The sequence below is a fragment of the Tateyamaria sp. genome (assembly GCF_039945315.1).
GTDB lineage: Bacteria > Pseudomonadota > Alphaproteobacteria > Rhodobacterales > Rhodobacteraceae > Tateyamaria.
The window spans coordinates 90126-108050 of record NZ_JBDUXB010000055.1; the positions used below are offsets into that span (position 1 = coordinate 90126).

General features: G+C 58.0%; 17 protein-coding genes. 8 read left to right on the forward strand and 9 right to left on the reverse strand.

Going from position 1 to position 17925, the window contains the following annotated elements; all coding sequences use genetic code 11:
• The first annotated feature begins 55 nt into the window (after nt 1-55).
• The gene (locus tag ABJD00_RS18385; protein WP_413831750.1) at nt 56-1666 is read left to right on the forward strand and encodes a GMC family oxidoreductase; all 1611 of its coding nucleotides are present in this window, start codon (nt 56-58) and stop codon (nt 1664-1666) included.
• 38 nt (nt 1667-1704) lie between these two features.
• Here ABJD00_RS18385 and ABJD00_RS18390 read toward each other — a convergent pair whose 3' ends face one another.
• From ABJD00_RS18390 to ABJD00_RS18415, 6 genes are all read right to left on the reverse strand, one after another.
• Nucleotides 1705-2685, reverse strand: a complete 981-nt coding sequence (locus ABJD00_RS18390) for a zinc-dependent alcohol dehydrogenase (protein ID WP_413831752.1) — start codon at nt 2683-2685, stop codon at nt 1705-1707.
• Between the two features lie 166 nt (nt 2686-2851).
• Nucleotides 2852-3580 (reverse strand): alpha/beta fold hydrolase, encoded by a 729-nt coding sequence (locus ABJD00_RS18395; RefSeq protein WP_413831754.1) that lies wholly within the window; start codon nt 3578-3580, stop codon nt 2852-2854.
• Nucleotides 3577-5118, reverse strand: coding sequence for an ABC transporter permease (locus tag ABJD00_RS18400; protein WP_108837169.1), 1542 nt, complete (start codon nt 5116-5118; stop codon nt 3577-3579). The genes ABJD00_RS18395 and ABJD00_RS18400 overlap by 4 nt, the downstream gene beginning before the upstream one ends.
• Nucleotides 5115-6170 carry a quaternary amine ABC transporter ATP-binding protein gene (locus ABJD00_RS18405; RefSeq protein ID WP_108837168.1) on the reverse strand — a complete coding sequence of 352 codons (1056 nt, stop codon included), beginning with the start codon at nt 6168-6170 and terminating at the stop codon, nt 5115-5117. The genes ABJD00_RS18400 and ABJD00_RS18405 overlap by 4 nt, the downstream gene beginning before the upstream one ends.
• Nucleotides 6171-6238: 68 nt before the next feature.
• Complete coding sequence (locus ABJD00_RS18410; RefSeq protein WP_413831757.1) at nt 6239-7198, reverse strand: glycine betaine ABC transporter substrate-binding protein; 960 nt, start codon at nt 7196-7198, stop codon at nt 6239-6241.
• A gap of 36 nt (nt 7199-7234) precedes the next feature.
• Entirely contained in the window at nt 7235-8278 is a 1044-nt protein-coding gene (locus ABJD00_RS18415; RefSeq protein WP_413832030.1) for a D-cysteine desulfhydrase, read from the reverse strand.
• A 165-nt stretch (nt 8279-8443) separates the two neighbouring features.
• Between ABJD00_RS18415 and ABJD00_RS18420 the strand changes: the two genes are divergently transcribed.
• The 7 genes from ABJD00_RS18420 (at nt 8444) to ABJD00_RS18450 (ending at nt 15172) form a co-directional block, all read left to right on the forward strand.
• Nucleotides 8444-9328, forward strand: coding sequence for a LysR family transcriptional regulator (locus tag ABJD00_RS18420; RefSeq protein ID WP_413831759.1), 885 nt, complete (start codon nt 8444-8446; stop codon nt 9326-9328).
• 97 nt (nt 9329-9425) lie between these two features.
• Nucleotides 9426-10856 (forward strand): dihydropyrimidinase, encoded by a 1431-nt coding sequence (gene hydA / locus ABJD00_RS18425; RefSeq protein ID WP_413831761.1) that lies wholly within the window; start codon nt 9426-9428, stop codon nt 10854-10856.
• Nucleotides 10853-11242 carry a VOC family protein gene (locus ABJD00_RS18430; protein ID WP_413831763.1) on the forward strand — a complete coding sequence of 130 codons (390 nt, stop codon included), beginning with the start codon at nt 10853-10855 and terminating at the stop codon, nt 11240-11242. The genes hydA and ABJD00_RS18430 overlap by 4 nt, the downstream gene beginning before the upstream one ends.
• Entirely contained in the window at nt 11239-11919 is a 681-nt protein-coding gene (locus ABJD00_RS18435; protein WP_413831765.1) for an aspartate/glutamate racemase family protein, read from the forward strand. Before ABJD00_RS18430 ends, ABJD00_RS18435 begins: the two co-directional genes overlap by 4 nt.
• Nucleotides 11912-12829: a dihydrodipicolinate synthase family protein gene (locus ABJD00_RS18440; RefSeq protein WP_413831767.1), complete on the forward strand. Its 918-nt coding sequence runs from the start codon at nt 11912-11914 to the stop codon at nt 12827-12829. The genes ABJD00_RS18435 and ABJD00_RS18440 overlap by 8 nt, the downstream gene beginning before the upstream one ends.
• Nucleotides 12830-13020: 191 nt before the next feature.
• On the forward strand, nt 13021-13419 hold the full coding sequence (locus ABJD00_RS18445) for a hypothetical protein (protein ID WP_413831769.1): 399 nt from the start codon (nt 13021-13023) through the stop codon (nt 13417-13419).
• On the forward strand, nt 13406-15172 hold the full coding sequence (locus ABJD00_RS18450; protein ID WP_413831771.1) for a hypothetical protein: 1767 nt from the start codon (nt 13406-13408) through the stop codon (nt 15170-15172). Before ABJD00_RS18445 ends, ABJD00_RS18450 begins: the two co-directional genes overlap by 14 nt.
• A 364-nt stretch (nt 15173-15536) precedes the next feature.
• Here the strand turns inward: ABJD00_RS18450 and ABJD00_RS18455 are convergent, their stop codons facing one another.
• The 3 genes from ABJD00_RS18455 to ABJD00_RS18465 all read right to left on the reverse strand — a co-directional run bounded on the left by ABJD00_RS18455 (nt 15537) and on the right by ABJD00_RS18465 (nt 17908).
• Nucleotides 15537-16526, reverse strand: a complete 990-nt coding sequence (locus ABJD00_RS18455) for a 4Fe-4S dicluster domain-containing protein (RefSeq protein WP_413831773.1) — start codon at nt 16524-16526, stop codon at nt 15537-15539.
• 102 nt (nt 16527-16628) lie between these two features.
• Nucleotides 16629-17486, reverse strand: a complete 858-nt coding sequence (locus tag ABJD00_RS18460; protein ID WP_413831775.1) for an NHL repeat-containing protein — start codon at nt 17484-17486, stop codon at nt 16629-16631.
• Nucleotides 17487-17602: 116 nt separating this feature from the next.
• Nucleotides 17603-17908 (reverse strand): DUF4389 domain-containing protein, encoded by a 306-nt coding sequence (locus tag ABJD00_RS18465; RefSeq protein ID WP_108837158.1) that lies wholly within the window; start codon nt 17906-17908, stop codon nt 17603-17605.
• Nucleotides 17909-17925 lie beyond the last annotated feature (17 nt).

The window sequence follows — 17925 nt, forward strand, 5'->3', positions numbered from 1 at the left end:
TTATTATTCCCAGTTTTCATAGAACTTTTTCTATGCCGGGGGAGATTTTTCGAAAATGGAAGCGGACTATGTGATCGTCGGGGCCGGCTCAGCGGGCTGCGTTATCGCAAATCGCCTCAGCGCTGACCCAAAGAACAAGGTTGTGTTGCTTGAGGCGGGTGGGCGCGATCTCAACCCGTGGATTCACATTCCGGTGGGTTACTTCAAGACGATTCATAACCCGAACGTGGACTGGTGTTACAAGACAGAACCCGATCCCGGCCTGAACGGGCGGTCCATTGAATGGCCGCGCGGCAAGGTTCTGGGCGGGTCTTCGTCACTGAACGGGTTGCTCTATGTGCGGGGACAACCTCAGGACTACGACCGCTGGGCGCAGATGGGCAATCGTGGCTGGGGCTGGGATGAAGTACTGCCCTTGTTCAAGCGATCCGAAAAGAACGAGCGCGGTGCCGATGAATTCCACGGCGACCAAGGGAACCTGTCCGTCTCCAACATGCGCATCCAACGTCCCATCACCGACGCATGGGTGGCGGCGGCGCAATCCGCGGGCTACAAATTCAACCCCGACTACAATGGCGCAGAACAAGAAGGCGTCGGTTTCTTCCAATTGACCGCGCGCAACGGGCGCCGATGTTCGTCGGCTGTGGCCTTCTTGAACCCGGTCAAGAGCCGGGACAACTTGACCATTGTCACGCACGCGCAAGTGGAAAAGCTGGAAATGGACGGTCGCCGGGTCACGGGCGTGTCCTATCGCGACAAGGGCGGTACATGGCAAAGCGTGAAGGCCAACAAGGAGGTCATCCTGTCAGGCGGCGCGATCAACTCGCCGCAGCTGTTGATGCTGTCCGGTATTGGCGAAGCAGCACAGTTGCAGGAACACGGCATTGACGTGGTGCAAGACCTGTACGGTGTTGGCAAAAACATGCAGGACCATTTGCAGGCTCGACTGGTCTACAAATGCAACGAACCCACGTTGAACGACGAAGTGTCGAGCATGTTTGGCCAAGCCAAGATCGGGTTGAAATACCTGATGTTCCGGGCAGGTCCAATGACGATGGCCGCCAGTCTTGCCACCGGGTTTATGAAAACACGGGACAATCTTGAGACCCCCGACATTCAGTTCCATGTACAACCCCTGTCGGCGGAAAATCCGGGCAAAGGTGCAGACCCGTTTTCGGCCTTTACCATGTCAGTGTGCCAACTGCGCCCTGAATCAAAAGGTGAAATCCGCCTTCAAAGCAAGGACGGGCGCACCTATCCCAAGATCATTCCCAACTATCTCAGCACCGAAACCGATTGCCGTACTATCGTCGAGGGTGTGAACATCGCTCGCCGAATCGCGCGGCATGCGCCGCTGACGTCGAAGATCTCCGAGGAATACCGGCCCCATGCAGACCTGCCGATCGACGACTACGACGCGACGTTGGATTGGGCACGCAACAACACCGCCTCAATCTATCATCCAACCGGAACCTGCAAAATGGGCAACGGCAAGGATGCGGTCGTAGATGAACGTCTCAGGGTTCACGGGATCACGGGGCTGCGAGTGGCAGACTGTTCCATCATGCCGGAAATCGTGTCTGGCAACACAAACGCCCCGGCGATCATGATCGGTGAAAAGGTGTCAGACATGATTCTGGAAGACCAAAAGATGGGCGCGACCTAGAGGTCGGCCAATGTTTTTTTGACAGCTTCAACCGCCGGTCATTCCCACGGGCGCAAGATGATCTTTGGCGCTGCAACGCTGCCTGCGCGCAGATCGGCAAAGGCCTGAGGCCCTGCATCAAGGCTGCGCTTTTCCGTCCAGTCTAGGGCGCCAAGTGATCCATCAAAGATCGCCGCGCACGTGTCCCGGAAATCCTGCGGCGTATAGGCGTAGGTGCCGATAAAGGTGATTTCCTGCAAGGTCATGCGCCGGACGTCCAGGCCGCCCAGGTCTTCGCCCAACCCGATATGAACGATCACCCCGCCGGGGCTGCACCGCTCGGAAGCGATCGCACGGGTGGCGGCATAGCCAACCGCGTCAATCACAATCGCAAACTGTTCGCTGCTGCTGGACACAGCTTGCTGCCCGCATTGATCGGTCAGAAACGCACGGCGGGCATCATTGGGCTCAGTGATGGTCACATCTTCAAGGCCCTGCGCCTTCAGTGCCAGCGCAGCTGCCAGCCCAATGGTGCCGCCACCTACAACGAGTGCACTGGAGCCCAATGCGCGGTCCCAAGCGGCCAACCCGAGTCGTGTCGAGTGCCAACTGACGGAAAGTGGTTCGGCCAACGCGGCCTTTTCCAGCGGCACGGCGTCTGGTACCGGGATCAGGCTGTCGTTGTGCATCACCACGTATTGGGCAAAGGCGCCCTCTCGCGGTGGCATTGAAATGATCATGCGTTCTGGGCACAAGTTCTGTCGGCTAGCCGCGCAGGCGGTACAAACGCCACAACTGACCAGTGGATTGATGGTCACTCGCTCTCCGTCGCGGATGCCACCCTCAACAACACCTGCCGCCTCGTGGCCAAGGATCAGCGGCGCAGGCCGACGGTTATCGTGGCCCAGATAGGCGTGCATGTCCGAACCACAAATGCCTGACGCCAAAATGCGGACCAAAGACTGGTCTCTGCCCACTTTGGGTTTGGCGACCTCGCGGATGCGTAGTGTCTCGACCCCTTCATAAACCAGAGCTTTCATATTCAGTGAATCCTCCTTGAGCTTTGGCCGCCTGCTTGGTCTCATACTCCATGGCGATCGTTTGAGAAACAGCACCCAAGCCCCGTTCAATATACAATCCCGCTGGCCAGGGCAGCAGCGAGGGCAAGGAGTGACCTCAAACCGATCCAAGAACTGGCGTCGGGGCTTACGAGCCGGCTTCGATAAAACCAGCCAGCAATGCGTTAAAAAAATCTTTCTTTTCAAGGTGGACCGCATGAGCGCAGCCGGGGACAACGGCAAGGTGCGTCAACGGTATGTCGCGCCACAGCCGTTCTGTCTGCTGCCACGCATAGGTCCGGTCCCGATCGCCCCAGATGATCATTGTCTCGGCCCCGATCTTCTTGAGGGTTGTTGCGCCAGACCACGTCTCCATCGCATCGAGCCCGGCCTGAATGGCATCCAAAGACGCCTGTTCCGCAATTTGCGCGCACACCTCGTACCGGGGTGCCGCTTTGCCGTCCAAAAACCAAGTCGCCGCGATACGCCGCGCGGTGGCCCGCGCGCCATCAGCGACCGCGCGCGCCTTACTCTGCGCGATGGTTTCGAACCGGCCCGGCAAAACGCCACTGGCGCCTGTGGCATAAAGTACAAGGCGCTCGATGTGCGCGCTGTCTTTGCGCGCAATCTCTTGGGCGATCATGCCGCCCATGGAATGCCCCAGCAGGTGATATCGGGCAACGCCCTTGGCGTGCAGGTCCGCGATCACCCAGTCTGCAAACCCTTCGATACTATTGATCGGAGGAAGATGCGCATGTTTGCCAAACCCGGGCAAATCAACGGCAACGACCTCGCGCCCATTTGCAAATGACCTGTGCTGACCATCCCACTGCGCGCTGCCGCCCATGAACCCATGGACCAAAACAAGCGGTGTCACTTGCGCTGCCCCTGAACGATGCGGTCAAGGATCATGGCGCAGAACAAAATTGCAAACCCGGCCAGAATACCTTGGCCCACATTGGCATATTGAAGGGCTTCCAGCACATCCTCGCCCAGTCCCTTGGCCCCGATCAAAGAGGCGACAACAACCATCGCGAGGCTCAACATGATCGTCTGATTGATCCCGGCCCGAATGGACGGGCTGGCCAGCGGCAAATCAACTTTGGTCAGCAAGTACCACTTGTTCGCGCCAAAGCTGATCGCGGCCTCGCGCACGCTTTCCGGGACTCCGCGCAAACCCAGCACAGTAAGGCGCACAACGGGCGTGCCACCAAATATCATCGTGGTTACGACGGCCGCAGGTTTGCCGGTGCCAAAGAACGCAATGACAGGGATCATGAACACAAAGGCAGGCATGGTCTGCATGAAGTCCATGATGGGTTGGATGGTTGAATAGAACCGCGGACGCCGCGCCGCGAACATGCCCAGCGGGATGCCAATCAGGATCGACAGGCACGCTGCTGTCCCCAGCAAGGCCAGCGTTGTCATCGCTTTTTCCCAAAAGCCCAAAAGGCCCATATACGCAAGGAACGCACCTGAATAGATCGACATGCGCACGCCCGCAGTCAGCCATGTCAGCAAGACGATCAGGGCCACGATCACGATCCACGGGGTCGAGACAAACACCAATTCCAGCGCATCAAGCACAAGGCGGATGCAGTATGTGATGCCGTCAAACAGCGCCTCGCCGTTCAGCACCGCCCAGTTAAAGAACGCCTCGACGCCGTCGATGCTGGTCAGGCGAATGTTCGGATCGGTTGGAAAGGTCGACAAAAGCGCGAAGCGGTCAGGAAAGCTGTAGTGGACCATGGCCACCGCAACGATCAGGATCATGAACGCGGCGGAAAAGACGATCTGTGGCACCGGCATGCCCGAGCGCAGCGAACGGTCCGAAAGCCAGTCAGAGAACCGTGCCTCGAGCGCCCAGTTGGCGACAGTGGCCTGAACCAGCTTGGCGACGATCAGAATGGCAAGACCGGTCAGGGCGATGGTCGGCCCAGTCTCTGCCAGCGCCTCGGCTTCGGCGCGTATGCCGCCGATATTGGCTTCAAGCCCATCCACCGCCCGCTGGAAGGCATCCGCGCGGTCTGATCCGGCCTCTATGGCTGCTGCCAACTGTTGGCGGCGCAAATCCAGCGTACCTTCGATAGACGCGATGCGCGCCATGGCGTCTGCGCCCAGATCGCCAAACAGGCCGCGCGCGATTTGAACAAATGCGATGGCTTCGATCACAAGGAACGACAGCGCCCAAGACCAAAGCCCCCGCGCACCAAACCAGATCGGGCCGAACAGGCCTGCCATCACGTTAAAAGTGGCGGTGAACCGAGCAGAGGCGCCAACCTTGTCAAAGTTGGCGATGTAATAGTCGGGACTGGTGCGCACAAAGGTGCGAATATTGGCTTTCCGCTCTTCTGCATAGGCGAGGGCAGCTTCGCTCTCGGTGTCCTCGAGTGGGTTGAAATCATCGTCTCTCATGACATTTCCGTCCCTTCGACAACTGTACGCAGCAAGTCTGCACGAGTGATGACGCCCACATCTACACCGCCCTCTTGGACAAGGATCGGATTGGTGTCGTCGATAGCCATATTGATCAGTGTGCTGAGCGTTTCGGCCTCGCCGACGCGCGGAGCATCGGCAGGCAGAGGGCCGTGAGTGGTGGTAAACTCAGCAATTGGCTGCATGACAGCGGAGGCGTGCACCACTTTGAGGCGCGATATTCCGGCCACAAAATCAGCAACATAGTCATCGGCGGGGTTCATCACGATGTCTTCGGCAGTTCCCATCTGAACCATCTTGCCATCCCGCATAATGGCGATGCGATCCCCGATCCGCACGGCCTCGTCCAGATCGTGAGTGATGAACACGGTGGTCTTCTTGAGGATTTTGGATAAACGAATGAACTCGTCCTGCAATTGCCGCCGGATCAACGGGTCGAGGGCCGAAAACGGTTCATCCATCAGCAAAACGTCTGGGTTGGCGGCGAGAGCACGTGCCAGACCAACGCGTTGCTGCATCCCGCCGGACAGCTCATGGGCGAACTTAGCCCCCCACGCGCCCAGTTCCACGATATCAAGGATGGCTGCGGCCTGTCGCATCCGTTCGTTCTTGGCGACCTGCCGGATTTCCAGTGGCATCGCCACATTGTCGAGCACCGAGCGGTGCGGCATCAGAGCAAAGTTCTGAAACACCATGCCGATCTTCTGGTTGCGAAATTTTTGCAGGTCTTTGGGACCAAGGGCCATCACATCCGTGCCCTCGATCTCGATCTTGCCAGCTGTGGGTTCGAGCAGGCGGTTGAAGTGGCGCACGAGTGTGGACTTGCCACTTCCCGACAGCCCCATGATGCAAAAGATCTCGCCCCGGTTCACCGACAGGCTCACATCTGCGACCCCGACCACGGCGTTGAATTCTGCGAGAACTTGCGGCTTGGTCAGGCCTCGGTCACGGATGGCTTGCAAAGCAGCCTCGGGTTTGGCGCCGAAGATCTTCCAGACGTTAGAAATCTCAATGACGGTGTCGCTTGTCATGTTTGGATACGCCCGCTGGAAAGGTGGGCAGCACCGACGATAAGCCGATGCTGCATTTTGATTTTGACTTAGAGGCCCAGCATCGCGTCGACGCGATCCGAATTCGCCTCGACCCATGCAGCGGCCGCGGCGGCTGGCTCCATGCCGTTTGCACTGATTTCAAACGCCAGCCCGCTGACGTCGTCCGCTGTCAAAGCAAAGTTCGCGAAGAAATCCGCGATTGCAGGCGACCGGTCCGCCAGCGAATTGGAATATGCGATCTGCACCTGCTTAAGAGCGTCCTTGGTCGCAACAGACGATTTTTCGTACCAGTCTGCGTCGTCGGACGGTTGGATCATGGTGTATTTGGCCGGATCGAACGTTGGCTCGGTCAGCATTTCAACGTCGAACATGAACCACACCGCGTGAGGTTTGTAGCAGTAAAACGCATACCCTTCGCCCTTGGCGATGGAGTCCTTGATACGGGCGGTTTTCACGCTTTCCTCGGCGCGGATGGGTTCGATGAAATCAAGCAGGCCATAGTCGCGCGTTTTGACTTCGTTCACGTTTGCCGAAGCCCAACCGGGGGCGCCGATCCACATCTCGCCCTTGCCATTTCCGTCACTGTCCATCAGTGCAGCCACGTCCGGGCGACCCAGATCGGCGATGTCCGTGATGTTGTTCGCTTCGCCAAAGGCTTTGGACACGCAGAAGCCCTGATTGCCTTCATAGGGGTTCGTGTTCAGCGTCACAGTGCCCGCTTCGTCCACGTACTTCTTGGTAAAGCTCTCTTGGTTGGGCAGCCAGACATCGGGATGCACGTCGATGTCGCCTTTGCCCTGATCCATCGCTTGAAAGATCGTGGCGTTGTTGCCGGGGACGTACTCGACTTCGCCGCCAATGCGCGAGGTGACAACTTCGCCCAGCACATAGGCGATGGCTTGCGCGCCGGTCCACGATGGGACGCCGATTTTGACCTCTTCGGCAAAGGCCGGGGCGCAGAGGGCACTGGCAAGCGCCGAGCTGATCAGTGTTTTGGTGAATTTCATGTCTTTGGTCTCCTAGTTGATGAGTTTTGGTTTTTTTTATGAAGTGTAGCCTGGCAATTCAAAACTTTCGGAATAGCCGAACAGGGCAGCGCTGCCGCCCGTATGCAGAAAGACGACGTTGTCCATGCCGTCGAAATATCCTTTGCCGACAAGGTCGATCAGACCATCAAGGCCTTTTCCTGAATAGACCGGGTCAAACAGCAAGCCTTCGGTTTGAGCCAACAGTTTGGTTGCGGCGATCATTCCTTCCGTCGCAATCCCGTATCCCCCGCCGACATACGCGCAATTCGCACGGACAGCATCGCGGTCGATCTCGACGCCGGTGCCCAGATGTTCGGCCGTCTTTACGGCCAGATCGAACACCATGCCTTCTTGTTTCTCTTGCGGGGCGCGCACGCCAATGCCGAGCAGATGGATGTCGCTTTGGATCGCGGCCAGTCCGGCGACCAGGCCGGCCTGTGTGCCCGAACTTCCGGTGGCATGGACAAGCGCGTCGATCTTCAAACCGATGCGTGCGGCTTGTTCTGCAAGCTCGCGGGCCGCGTTGACATAGCCAAGGGCACCAATGGGGTTTGAACCACCGCCGGGGATCACATAGGGCGACTTACCGCTCTGGCGCAACTGGTTGGCTAGGGCCACCATTTCTTGGTTCATGTCGGCGCCACCGGGCCGTTTAGAAACTGTCGCGCCGTGCAACCGATCCAGCAAAACATTACCATTCATAATGTAATTGGGGTCGTTCGACCCGGTCCGGTCCTCCAGCAGAATGTGGCAGGCCATACCCAGCTTGGCAGCCGCGGCAGCGGTCTGTCGGGCGTGGTTGGATTGAGTCGCACCTTGGGTGATGATCGTGTCCGCGCCTTTCTGGACGGCGTCAGCCATCAAATATTCCAGCTTGCGCGTTTTGTTGCCGCCCGACGACAGCCCGGTGCAATCATCGCGCTTCACCCAAAGACGCGGCCCGCCAAGGATCTCACTAAGGCGGTCCATCGGTTCGAGCGGTGTTGGGAAATGACCCAACGAGACCCTTGGGAATTGGGCAAGCGCGATCGACAATTCCTTGCAGTGGCTTGCCGCCATGTCTGCGTGATCGGTCTGTGTTTCGTCGATGACTTGGTCTGTGCTTGCCACTCTTTAGCTCCTCCGCGGTGAGTCGGCTGAAACCGTTGCCTGTGGTGTGTTAGAAAAACAGTGCTTTTTCCTATGGCTGCCCATACAAAAAGTTTGGGCAAGCGAGGTGTCTCAATGGATATGCAATGGTTGGACGACGTTCTGGCACTTCTGGAAGAAGGCAATATGACCCGTGCAGCGGCGCGCAGAAACATCACGCAGCCCGCTTTTTCAAGGCGGATTCGCAGTTTTGAGGACTGGTTGGGCACTCCGGTCATTGACCGCAAAACGAACCGGATCGACATAAGCCCGGCCTTGCAGTCAAACGAGGTCGAGATACGGGCGCTCATGTCCCGTATGAAAGAGCTGCGCACAAAAATTGCGCACCATGACGCGGCGGCGTCCACAATTGCAATTTCGGCGCAGCATGCTCCGGTCTATTCCACCTTTCCCGACATGGCGCTGCGGGCCAGAATTGCCTTTCCGCAGGTGCGGTTCCGGGTTCGACCCGGCAACCTCAGCGATTGTGTCGCCTTGTTCCTGCGCGGGGATACAAACATGCTTTTGTGTTACGAGGCCGAAGGGGCCATGACCCTGCAATTTGGTCCCAACGTGGTGCGTGGCAAATGGGGCAACGACTACCTGATCCCGGTGGTCGGCGGCGCCCTTCGCTACACAATCAGGGACTCCGGTACGCTGCCCTCGGACACGCCCGCAATCGTTTACCCCGAAAACAGTTCTTTTGGCGCGCTGCTGCACAAACGGGAACGCCCCTTCGGCACCCAAGCCCACAGCGCCAACCCGGTGTGTGAAACGGCCTTTTCTAGCGGGATACGCGAAATGGTTCTGAATGGGCTTGGGGTCGGTTGGTTGCCGTTCAGCATGGCATACCGAGAAATCGAGACGGGCGATTTGATTTCTCTGGCCAACCGGCTGGGGCAGGAACCTTTGGAAGTGGCCGTCTATGCGGATAGCAAGAACGACATGGCCGCGTCGCTGCTTGAGTTGTGGGCCAAGTGATACCTGCGCAAGTTTTTGACAGGGTTGTACTTTGCAGATCAGACGATTGGCTGCATGCTGTGCAACGGGGCAGGGCGTTCAGGAAAGGCGGATTCTGATGGGTGCAGACGTAGACCTTGTTATCCGCGAGGGCCGGGTTGTCACACCTGAGGGCATCGTCGAGGGTGATGTAGCAATCGCAAACGGAACAATTGTGTCGGTCGGCACACCGGTTTCGGACACGAAATCCTCGATATCGGCGAAGGGCAGGTGGGTCATGCCGGGTGGTGTCGATCCACATGCGCATATCGAACAGATGTCCGGCATGGGCCAATGGAACGCCGACACGTTTGAAACTGCAACCAAATCAGCGGCAATGGGCGGGACGACCAGTGTGATCTCCTTTGCCGCCCAAGCCCCCAAACAGTCACTTGCCGATACTGTATCAGACTACGCTGCACGCGCCACGCGGGGGGCGATGATCGATTATGCCTTTCACATCACGCTGACCGACACGCATGTCGCGGGGTTCAAAGACGATCTGGCCACACTGATCCATGCGGGCCACCGATCGCTCAAGGTTTTCACAACATACAACATCCAACTGAACGACGCCGAACTGCTTGGGATCTTCGCGCTTGCTCGCCAAAACGGCGCTTTGGTCTGCGTACACGCAGAAAACGACGCGATCATCACGCAAGCCAAAGAAAGCCTGATCGCGGCAGGTCACGTCAGCCCAAGCGATCATGCCAAATCTCGGCCCAGAATGGCAGAAATCGAAGCGGTCGAGCGTATTTGCCGCTTTGCGGAATACCTCGATCAGCCTGTGATGCTGTTCCACATATCTACTGGCGAGGGGGGCGCCGCGGTCAAAGCGGCGCAGGCGCGGGGGGCACCTGTCTGGGCTGAAACCTGTCCACACTATCTGTTTATGACGGACGATGTGCTCGATAAACCCGGGCTTGAGGGCGCGAAATGGATGTGTTCGCCGCCACAACGCACCCCAGCCGATCAAGAGGCGCTGTGGAGCGCGCTGCACGACGAAACGCTCAGCCTCGTGTCCTCGGATCATGCGCCCTATCGCTTTGACGAAACCGGCAAACTGTCGGCGGGTCCGGAGGCTGGGTTTCACCAGATTGCCAACGGATTGCCGGGACTCGAAACGCGGTTGCCGCTGCTGTTCGATGCGATGGTGTCAAACGGACGCGGCGGGCCCGAGGCGTTCGCCAGACTGACCTCATTCGCGCCCGCTCAGCTCTATGGGCTGCAGCGCAAAGGGGCCATTGCCACAGGAATGGACGCAGATATCGTCATCTGGAACGCAGACAAACAGGTGACCTACGGCGCCAACGACTTGCACGACAATGTCGGCTACAATCCGTGGGAAGGACGCCGCATCCAAGGCTGGCCAGAACATGTCATCCTGCGCGGCAAACCCCTCGTGAAAGAGGGCACATTCCTTGGCAACGCCGGAAGCGGCCAATGGATCGCCCGACCTGAGCTTGCGACCAAACCAACCGGGTCACGCCCAAGAACGAGGGTAAAATGAACAGACCAGATGCGCCAAATGAACTGGCGATCACGTTCTTTTACTATCGTGATCTTCCTGCCGCGATGCGGTTCTACGAAGACGTCTTGGGCCTCCCGCTGGCGATCGATCAGGGCTGGTGCAAGATTTACCGGATCTGCCCCGGTGCGCATGTGGGGCTGGTAGACGAAGCCAAGGGCATGAACAAATGGGCACCCGTCAAACCGGTGCAGCTTTGTATCCGCGTGCCAGATGTAGATGACTGGTACGCCTACGCGCAGGCAAAGGCGCTCGACACCCTGTCAGACCTGTTTGCCAATGATGCACTCGGCATTCGGGCCTTTGTTTTCAACGATCCGGAGGGATATCAGATCGAAATTCAAACGGCGACGCGGCCCGGCGCATGAAAACACTCATTGTCATCAACCCGAACTCTTCTCAAACGGTGACCAACGGCATCGACGCCGCTGTTGATCCCTTGCGCCGCTTTGGCATTCCGATCCGTTGCCTTAGCTTGGCCCAAGGCCCCCCCGGCATCGAAAGCCAGAGGCAGGCGGACCTGACCATCGCGCCGATGCTGGCGCTGGCCGCGGACCAACAAGACGCGGCCGGATACGTCATCGCGTGCTTTGGTGATCCGGGGCTGCATGCGCTGCGGGATCAGACCGCGCTGCCCGTCGTTGGTATTCAAGAGGCGTCGGTGATGACGGCGCTGACCCTCGGGCAGCGTTTCGGTGTGATTGCGATCCTGCCCACGTCCATTCCACGCCACCTGCGCGCGTTTGGGGCCATGGGGGTCTTGGATCGGCTCGCTGGCGACCGCGCCCTTGGGCTGGGTGTGGCCGATCTGGCGGATGAATCCAAAAGCCTCGCGGCCATGATTGCGACCGGCAAACGGCTGCGCGATGAAGACGGGGCGAATGTCCTGATCATGGGATGCGCCGGTATGGCGCGTTATCGCACCCCACTTCAACAGGCGACGGGCCTCCCGGTTGTTGAGCCGACACAAGTGGCTGTCAGCACCGCCCTTGGTCAAATCTGCCTGTCCCTGTCACACAAAATACAAAGGGACGATCATGCTTGATGAAACCACCAAAGGCGTGTTCACCATCGCCGCCACGCCATTCCTGCTCGATGGCGCTCTTGATTTCGACAGCCTCGACCGCATGATCGACGCCTACATCGAAAAGGGCGCCACCGGGCTGACCATACTGGGCATGATGGGTGAGGCGGGCAAGCTCTCGGCAGACGAATCCGTCGCTGTCATTCAACGTGTCATGGCGCGCAGCACAGTTCCAATTGTGGTTGGTGTCTCCGCCCCGGGCTTTGCGGCCATGTCTGAACTAAGCCGCGTGGCAATGGATGCAGGTGCATCCGGCGTCATGGTCGCCCCGCCAATGGGTCTCAGGACAGATGCGCAGATCATCGGCTATTTTCAGAATACTGCAGATGTCTTGGGCGATATCCCCTTTGTGCTACAGGATTTTCCACTGGCAACGGGTGTTCAGATTTCGACCTCGCTCATCCTCAAAGTCGTCGAAACCTGCCCGACCTGCGTCATGCTCAAGCACGAAGACTGGCCCGGTTTGGAAAAAATCACCGCACTGCGCGCGGCGTCCGATAACGGTGCGCGTCGCATTTCCATTCTGTGTGGCAATGGCGGAATGTATCTGCTCGAAGAGATGCTGCGGGGCGCGGATGGCGCGATGACTGGGTTTGGGTATCCCGAAATGATGCGGCTGGTTGTGGACGCGTTTCGGTCCGGCGATATCGAACGGGCCAGAGATATCTTTGACGCCTACATGCCTATGGTCCGTTACGAGGCGCAGCCGGGTATGGGGCTGGCCATCAGAAAATACTCGCTCGCCAAACAGGGGATCATCGCGCATCCAACACTGCGCAAGCCGGGGGCTGAACTGACCAAAACAGCGATGGGCGAAGTTGACGCCTTGGCTGCGCGCCAATCCAAACGGCTCAGCGACCTTGGGCTATAGGGCACATTTCGGAATTTGTGACCGCCGTGGCGCTGCAGTCTTTGCACCACCTGTGATCGGCAATAGGCCCCATCGTCTGTAATTCCATGCGGCCTGTCTCAGGGCCGATTTCAACGCATAATTGTATGCGCTGAAAATCCCAGCCGCGTGTTAGTATCTGAGTTAGGAAATATCGGACAAGGATATTTGATGTGATTTGGAGTTTTCTATCTGATCCCGAACATCAGAAGACGTTGGGCTGGCTCGGCGGCGGCGCAATGATCGTGATCGGCGGACTTTGGCAAGCCTTTCTGGTGCTGCGCAAGAAAAAGGACGCAACCAAAGACGCAGCCAAACCGGTCCCCACCAAGACTTCCAAGGGCACAATCAGTGCCGTCGACGGTGACATTCTGATGGACAACGTAACCGTCAATGAGGGGGGGCATCGCTGGACACCGGCGATCATCGTGGCGCTTGGATTTGCGACAATTGCGCTTGTTACCATGTTCGGCGGGCAGGGGGACTGCGTCATACAAGGGGTCAACGCCACAGGAGACATCAACACTGACACCATCACGATCTCGGGGGATGTGTCTGATGTGGACTGCTAGGGCGCTGTGTCTGCTGGCGGTGTTGCCCCTGCCAGCCGTGGCCCAAGACAGGATCACCTGCGCAGTGAACGCAGGTCGCAACATATCGGTTGAGAAGATCGTCCTGAACTGCGGCTTGAGTGCTGCGGAAACGGCGGCGTTCGAAGCCTACCTCAAACAGATCGAAGCCGGACAGGACCAACTGCTTGAAAACCAGCAGGCCATGCAAGACACCCAGCGCTTGATCCTGCTGCAACTGGAACAAACGAGCCAGTATCAGGCGATGCAGGCGGCGGGAGTGACCCAAGAGGCGCTGATCGCGCTGGCGCAGCGGATTTCTGAGGATGTGACCGACCCGGGTCAGGCCTTTGCCGAACTCAAACAAGCGGTCGAAATTGCGATCGGCGTGCAGACATCAGCCGCAGAGAACCCCAGCACGGATGAGTTCGTGGCCGAAGTTGAGCACCGCGCGGCCGAACTGGCCAAATCCGACCCGATTGCGGCCAATGACGCAGCCCTCGCCGGGCTCAAAGCGCTGCGCCAAAAACGGGCCGAAGAGGATGAGCACGAGATTGAGCTGACCAGCATCGTATATCAACACAATATGGCCACGGGCGATACCAGCTCTGCAGCGGACAGACTGGTCGAGATACTGGACCTGACCGAAGGGCGTCCCGGTACGACCCAGGACATTTTGCCGATGAGCACGCAGGCTGTAGATCGCGCTGTCAATGAAGGCAGTCTGTTGCATCTTCGTCTGGCAATCGCGCTGGGCGAGATTGCAATTGAACGGGCGGTCTCGGATCAGGAAAAAATTGACTCCTGGCATGAACAAGGTGTCCATTACTTCCTGCTTGCCAACCGCCTGACAGGGCCCGAAGCGACCGAGATGTACGCCCGTTCCATCGCAGCCTATGAAACATCGCTGGAAACGGTCTCGATGACCGAACAGCCCTACGCTTGGGCAACGACGCAGACAAACATTGCCATCAACCTTGCGGATCAAACCCGCAGGATCGCCGACCCGGATGATGTGCGAAAGATGCTTCTGGTGGCCATCGATATCTTCAATGCGGCTCTGCCCTTGATCGACCGGGACGCATATCCCCAAGAATGGCTAAGCGGGCAGACCAGTCTGGGCATTGCTCTGCAAGAGCTAGGGCACAATCGCGGAGGCCCCAATTCGTTGCCCGAGATAGACCAGGCGATCGAGGTCTACAAAGTCGCCTTGTCCTTTGCCAATTCTCTGAACAATCCGCTCGAAGTCGCCAATCAACAAATCCACTTGGCCAACGCACTGAAAAACCGGGCCGAAACAATAGGGGTGGATGCGTTTCGCGCCATATTCGAAGAAGTCGAAGGCCTCTACCTTGCTGCGGGCAACACCTATGATGCGAATGCGGTTCAGGATGATTGGGCACGCATACAGTATAACCTTGGCCTGCTCTATGGCGATATGGCGGCCTACACCTATGGCGCAGATGGGTATCGTCTGATCGAGTGGTCGATGACACATTTTGACAACGCGCTCGGCTTTTTCTCCCGCGACACCGCGCCGTACCAATGGGGCACGACGCAAATCAACAAAGCCATGGCCTTGCGCTTTTTCGCCTTTCCGGACTTTCGCAAAGACCGACATGGCTATTTCAAGCAAGCGCTGGTCGAAATTGAAAAAGCGCTGACAGTGTTTGATGAAACGCACACCCCCGTCGACTTTCAGATGGCCAATGACCTGCGCCAGACACTCCGCGCCGAAATCGACAAGCTGGATTGATCTGAAGTGCCGGTGTGTGCCTGCTTTCGAATGCGCGGTTTTACGGTGCATGGCGCATCGACACTCAGGTCTTGGATGTGGGCCCATGCGGTTGCCAATACGCCAATGCAGACAAAGTGACCCGAGCACGAAGCCCGCAAAATATCCCCTAACCACCTCCGCGTGCGTGACCACCGCCAACGGATACCTGTTTGCCCGGCGCATTTGACTGCTCCGGGGGCAATCACACGGTGTGTTTCTGCGAGGTAATCAATCATCTGATGATACAGATAAGACCACGTCGGAACCCCGTGCGTCAGCAGCTAGGGTGGGCTGGCGCCAATTTTAGCGCAAACCCGAACTAGGCAACGTTGGTGAAGGCGCGCTATGCGCCTGTCCCCAGCCGCGCGGACCTTCGTTCCAGTTTGCGGGCAAGATTGATGCCAACACCGGGGCGGGACCATGGGCATTCCGCAATGCAGATCGCGCAGCCATGGGTTTCGTTGATATAGGTGATGCACTTGTCAAAATCGACGTACCATTTCTGCGCTCCGCGCACGGTTTGCTTGTCGGGCGATATGGCAATCGGTGGGCAGGCGTCTTCGCAAATGCGACAACTGGCACAGAATTCATCGACGCCAAAAGTGCGAGGCGGGGTCACCGCAAAAGGCGCATCAGTCAAAACAGCCGACAGGCGAAAGGACGCGCCAAACTCCTTGTTGATGATCGACCCGTGCTTGCCCAACTCCCCAAACCCGCAGGCCAAAGCAGGAGGGATCATCGTGACGGCGCTGGTAAGCGGCCCAGTCAACGCCTCAGCCTCCCATCCCTTACCCCGCAACCATGCGGCAATCGTCCTGGAAACGACAGCCGCGCGTTTATACTGTTCCATAACCTCAAGACCCGCCGCCATTTCGGGGGCCTTCCTTATCTCGTCATACTCGTGCTGAACGCCAACCATAATGATCTTTGACTGCGAGACCTCTTGGCTCTCAAAGGCCCAGTCGACATTCATGTCCGCCACACCGATCATCTCGCACAGGCCAGCATCGACAAAGTGATCCAGCATTGCAGTCCAATCCGCCGGGTCATGCTGCTCTGGGTTTTGTGCCACGGGCGGAAGCTCAAAGGCGGTCGCTGCGACACGGGCCTCGCGGGCGCTGGAAAATGCGGGTTCCTTTGCGGATTGTTCGTAAAAGTATCGTTGAACATCGCCGTGCGCGATGTCGTCCATGTTTGGGGCCCAATACACGACGTCGGGGCGTCTGAACTCTGCCTCACCCAGTCCGTTGATCGCGTTTCCACTGATTTTGGGCATGCGGGCCAGCAAGGCAGGCTTTGGGCGAAAGTCGGTTTTTCGGCGATCTGTGGTCAAGGGTGTCTCCCGTTTCCACAGCTTTGCATCTTGGACGTTGTCTGCAAACCGGAATTCGGCCTGCCCCCCGCGCGAACTTGACCGGGACCAAAGCCCACCAACCTAGTTGAGGGCCACGACGTATTTGACAATGCGGTTGTTGTCGCTGTCGGCAAAGAAGTATTCCGACCCACGGATCACGACACCTTCGGGATCGTCCAACAGATTTGGCCCCTGACCGGGTAGGCCAGTTCCGATGACGCCCAATACCTCGCTACTGAGCGGGTCAATTTTCAAAACGCGATGCGCATCCTGATCCGCAACGAAAAGTTGACCGTCCGGGTCCACATCCAGATAGCGCGGCCCGACAAAACCATATTGAGGACCGCGCAGGGTGCGAATTTCCACCAGCTCCGTTGTAAATTGGATCAGTTGCTGTTGAAAGTTGTCAGCGACCCAGATCGTCCCGTCCGGCGCTTCTGTCACGTCATGCGCGCCAGGCATTCCGCCAACGACCCCAAGAATTTGTTCGTACTGAACCGACACCAATTCTCCACTGCCCGAGGCCATGACATATAAGCGGCCATTGGAATGGGCGAGCACACCTTCGGTTCTGGGAAACGGGCCAAGCATGCCTTCGCTGGTTGGCTCTTCGCCGCTCAGATCAAACACGGCAACCGCACTCAATCCGGTCGCGGCGACATACATCTTGCCGTCCGGACCAAATGAAACGTCATGTGCGCCGAACAGCGCGCCATCGCCAATGCTCCCGATGATCTCAAGGGTATCGGGGTCCATGATGGCAACGCGATTGGCAAACTTGTCCGCGATGTAAAGGTTCCCGTCAGGCCCAAAGGCAAGGTCGTGCGGGTCGTTGAGCACCGGTGCGCTGGCTCCGACAAAGCTGGCGAAAGGTCCGGCCTGCTGCGCATGCAGCGACGTAGACAAGAGCAGGAATGCAAAAACAATGCGCAGCAACATAGGTCTCCAATCCGTGTCTTCGGACCTTAGCGCAGCTTCCGGGATTCTCTGAAGGTTTGATCGGCAGGGTGCACAAAAGGTCGGCATCTTATGCCCGCACCGACCTGCCAAACGCTTCAATCCAGTTCCGTCCACGGCCAAGGTTTGACATTGCTCGCAGCGGTTTGATAGCGCGCCGCCTTGGCAACCCATATCCCAAGGTCTGTTCCAAACTCTGCCAACCGCTCATTGGGCTGTTTGTTGTTCACAAGCATGATGACAAACTGAACGACCGTCGCAATGCCCAGCACTGTCTGCGCAACTGAAATCATCACCGCGATAAGCAGCATGTAAACAAGTCTCAGCAGCATCGTGTCAGGCTGCTCAGGTTCGAACTGTTCCCCATGCAAGCGGCCCTCAATATTTGTCTCGTCATTCCCCACAGCGATGTTCCCTTTCC